The sequence below is a fragment of the Brevundimonas sp. genome, from assembly GCF_041648615.1.
GTDB lineage: Bacteria > Pseudomonadota > Alphaproteobacteria > Caulobacterales > Caulobacteraceae > Brevundimonas.
Map to the genome: position 1 here is coordinate 1 of NZ_JBAZOS010000076.1, position 3599 is coordinate 3599.

A 3599-nucleotide genomic window follows, 5' to 3' on the forward strand; every position below is an offset into this window, starting at 1 on the left:
AACCCGCAGGGGCCGTCGACGCCGAAGCCCTCGAACGACAACCCGCCGCCGTCCGGTCCGCGCCGTTCGTCAGGCGGAGCCGTGACCGCCTCGGCGGGGACGAGCGGTGTCGGCGAGCGCGCCGTCGCCTGGCGACCGCAGACCGCGTCGGACAGCGCTGCGAACGGAACGGCCGCGGACGAAACCCCGCCGGCGAGCGGGCCGGGGGCCTCGAAGGACGCGCCAGGCCGTTCGCCCGGGACGATCGCCGGGGAGGCCCAGGCCGCCAGGGCGGACTTTCACCGGGCCGCGTCGAGGCCCGCGACGGCCACGGGCGGAGGCCCGCGGGGGCGGTCCGCGGCCCTGCAGGCCTTCTTCGTCGCCAACACCGGCCGCAGTCTGCTCCCGGCCGGGGAAACCAGCGGCGTCCTGTCGCCCAATCTGAAGACCGAGGAGTCCTGAGATGCATCCCTTCTTCCGACCCCGACGAGCCCTGGCGTCCGCGCCCGACCAGACGCCGTACCAGCGCGCGGGCCAGGTCTGGGACGACCGGATGGGCCTGTCCCTGGCCCATGCGCGCAATTGGCGCCGCATCGCCCTGGCCAATCTGGCGCTGGCTGGTTTCCTGGGCGCCGGCTGGTGGGTCCAGGCGGACCGGGCCGTGGTCAAGCCCTTCGTGGTCGAGGTGTCCGACTGGGGCGAGACCCAGAGGATCACCGCCATCGGCGGGCGCTATGAACCGAACGAGGCCCAGATCGGTCACGCCCTGGCCGGCTGGGTTCGCGATGTCCGTTCCAAGAGCATCGATCCCATCGTCATCCGCCAGAACTGGCTCCGGGCCTATGACCTGATGACGCCCAAGGCGGCGTCCTTTCTCAACGCCTGGGCCCAGACCCACGACCCCTTCGCCGAGGTCGGGCGCGAAGCGGTCAATGTCGAGATCCTGAACGTGGTCCGCCGGACGGACCGGACCTTCGACCTGCAATGGCGCGAGACCCGCTTCGTCAACGGCCAGTCGGCCGGGGCCGAACGCTGGCGGGCCCTGATCACCACCACGATCCAGCCGCCCCGCACGGAGGCCGAGCTGATGAAGAACCCCCTTGGACTGAAAATCGAGGACGTATCATGGACCCCCGACGCCTCCTGATCCTGGCCGCCCTGGGCCTGACGCTGTCCGGCTGCGCGGTCTTTCGCGATGGCCTGCGGCCGTCGGCCGCCCTGATGGGGCGGACGACCGCTTCGACGCCCATGGACGCCCTGGCATCGACGCCGGTCATCGAACCCGAACCGGCCCTCGCGGTGGCCGAGGGTCCGCAAGGCCGCTCGCCGACGGAGCGGGCCTATGAGGCGGCGCCCGTCCGCGCGGCGCCGGCCGCGACGGTCCCATCAGACGCACGGAATGTGCCGGCCGGCGCGACCGGGCGGCAAGCCATCGCCGCGGCCAATGCGACGGCGCGCGCGCCGTCCCGCGAGGACGCCTTCGTCGGCGGGGTCCAGGTCTTCACCTGGTCGCCCGGACGCGTGTTCGAGATCTGGACCGCGCCTCTTCGCGTCACCACCCTGACCCTGGCGCCGGGGGAGACCCTTGTGGCCAAGGCGGCGGGGGACACCGTGCGCTGGCAGATCGGCGAGGCGGTCTCCGGCGAGGGGGCGGGCCAGCGGACCCATGTGCTGCTCAAGCCCCTCGAGCGGGGCCTGGAGACAAACCTCGTCCTGACGACGAACAGACGGGTCTATCTCATTGATCTGAAAAGCGGCGCGACCAACGCATTCAATGCCGCCGTCGCCTGGGACACGGACGCGATCCTCGCCGGCGGCGCCCCGGAGGCCGCCATGGCGTCCGTCCCGGCGCGCGGCGGCGAGCCCGTCGTGATGCCGGAGGGCGAACTCGACGCCCGCTACCGGATCGATCCCCAGGGCCGGCGTCCGCGCTGGACCCCGACCTCGGTGTTCAACGACGGCCGGCGGACCTTCATCACCTTCGACGCGGACCTTCAGGTGGACGAGGCGCCTGTCCTGTTCGTCATCGCCCCCGACGGAGAGGCCCAGATGGTCAACTACCGGCAGGTCGGCGGCCTCTATGTCGTCGACCGGGTGTTCGACCGGGCCGAGCTTCGCCTGGGCGGCCGCCGGCCCCAGATCGTCCGCATTCGCCGTCTCGCAGGAGCCCGGTCATGACCAACCTCGATCCTCTCCACACGGCCCGGCCCGACGTTGCGCCCAAGGAGCCGGCGCCGGGTCTGAGCACCCGGGCGCCGCGCCCCCACGCCGTGCGCCTGCGCAAGTCCGTGGTCCAGCTCATCGTCATCGGCGGCGCGGTGCTCGTGTCGGGCTCCCTGGCCTGGGCCTTCGTGGTCCAGCCGGAACTGCGTGACAGCGCCCGCGCCCGTCAGGCCGAGGCGCGGGAGGACCAGGCGCGCGGCGTGGTCCGCCCCGCGGAAGCGGTGACGGACCAGCCGGCGACCTACGATCGCCTGCCCGAGCCGCGCACGGCGGACCACCCGCCGGCGACCGAAGCCGCCGCGACGCCGGGCCCGTCCAGACGGCCCGCCGACGCCTATGCGCCCGCCTACCGGCCCGCGTCGGCGCCGAACGCCCGCGGACCCAGCCCGCGCGAGCAGGCGGCGCGGTCCGGGCTGTTCTTCGAGGACGCGCGAACCCAGGCGGCGGGCTCGAGGACGGCCGCGCCGGCGCCGGGCGGCGATCGGTCGACGGCCGCCAACCCGGATTATGGCGCGATCTACAACGGCCATGCGCTTGTGGCGCCGCTTTCGCCGTTCGAACTCAAGGCCGGCGCCATCGTGCCCGCGGCGCTTCTGACGGCCGTGGACACCTCGCGCGCCGGACCCGTGATCGCGACGGTCACGCAGAACGTCTACGACTCCGTGAGCGGTCGTCACCTGCTGCTGCCCCAGGGCACGCGGCTGGTCGGCACGTCCGAAGGCGAGAGCGCCTATGGCGATCGGCGGGCCTTCCTCACCTGGGAACGGTTGATCCTGCCAAACGGCAAGAGTCTGATCCTGACCGGCGAGCCTGGCGTGGACGCGCAGGGCGCGGTCGGCGTCCGGGGCCAGGTCGATCGGCGGCTGTGGCCGCTGCTGGTGGGGACGCTGTTCGCCGGCGCCATCACCACGCTCGGCCAGATCGCCCGCGACGACGACGGGGGCTCGGGCGGCCTGCTCGGCGACGCCGGCGACGCGGCGGCCATCGAGGGCGCCCGGGTCGGGGGGCGGCTGGTGGACCGCGAGCTGGAGGTCCGGCCTTCGATCCGGCTGAGGGCCGGCGCGCCGGTGCGGGTGATGATCACCCGGGACCTGATCCTGGAGCCGTACCGTCCATGACCCGGCTCCTGAAATCGGTCCGGCTTTGGGGGGCGATCGCCGCCCTCGGGCTTTTGGCAGGCGCGGCCAAGGTCGCCGATCGGAGCCCGGCCCTGGCGCTGGTCAACGAGAGCCCGAGCCTTCCCCGCGGCGTCTATCTGAGGCGGCCGGGGGCCGAGCCCGGCCGGGGCGCCGTCGTGGCCATCCCGCAGCCGGCCGGGGCGCGGCCCTATCTGGCGGCGCTCGGCATGCCGGCGGACGTGCGCCTGATCAAGCGGGTCGCCGCGGTCGGCGGCGACG

General features: G+C 73.6%; 3 protein-coding genes and 2 pseudogenes. All 5 read left to right on the top strand.

The genetic code is table 11. From position 1 onward, the window contains the following. Positions 1-441 (top strand): annotated as a pseudogene (locus tag WC555_RS15295) (P-type conjugative transfer protein TrbL); the annotation flags it as partial. Between the two features lies 1 nt (position 442). Beyond that, positions 443-1126 (top strand): conjugal transfer protein TrbF, encoded by a 684-nt coding sequence (trbF, locus tag WC555_RS15300; protein ID WP_292066875.1) that lies wholly within the window; start codon positions 443-445, stop codon positions 1124-1126. Continuing rightward, on the top strand, positions 1105-2157 hold the full coding sequence (gene trbG / locus WC555_RS15305) for a P-type conjugative transfer protein TrbG (RefSeq protein WP_373254968.1): 1053 nt from the start codon (positions 1105-1107) through the stop codon (positions 2155-2157). The genes trbF and trbG overlap by 22 nt, the downstream gene beginning before the upstream one ends. Then, the gene (locus WC555_RS15310; protein WP_373254971.1) at positions 2154-3320 is read left to right on the top strand and encodes a TrbI/VirB10 family protein; all 1167 of its coding nucleotides are present in this window, start codon (positions 2154-2156) and stop codon (positions 3318-3320) included. Before trbG ends, WC555_RS15310 begins: the two co-directional genes overlap by 4 nt. Further along, a pseudogene (locus tag WC555_RS15315) lies at positions 3317-3599 on the top strand (hypothetical protein); the annotation flags it as partial. The gene WC555_RS15310 and the pseudogene WC555_RS15315, both read left to right, overlap by 4 nt.

Bases quoted from the DNA above. Each gene is read 5' to 3' on its own strand.
- trbF (WP_292066875.1), top strand. From the start codon at position 443: ATGCATCCCTTCTTCCGACCCCGACGAGCCCTGGCGTCCGCGCCCGAC.
- trbG (WP_373254968.1), top strand. From the start codon at position 1,105: ATGGACCCCCGACGCCTCCTGATCCTGGCCGCCCTGGGCCTGACGCTG.
- WC555_RS15310 (WP_373254971.1), top strand. From the start codon at position 2,154: ATGACCAACCTCGATCCTCTCCACACGGCCCGGCCCGACGTTGCGCCC.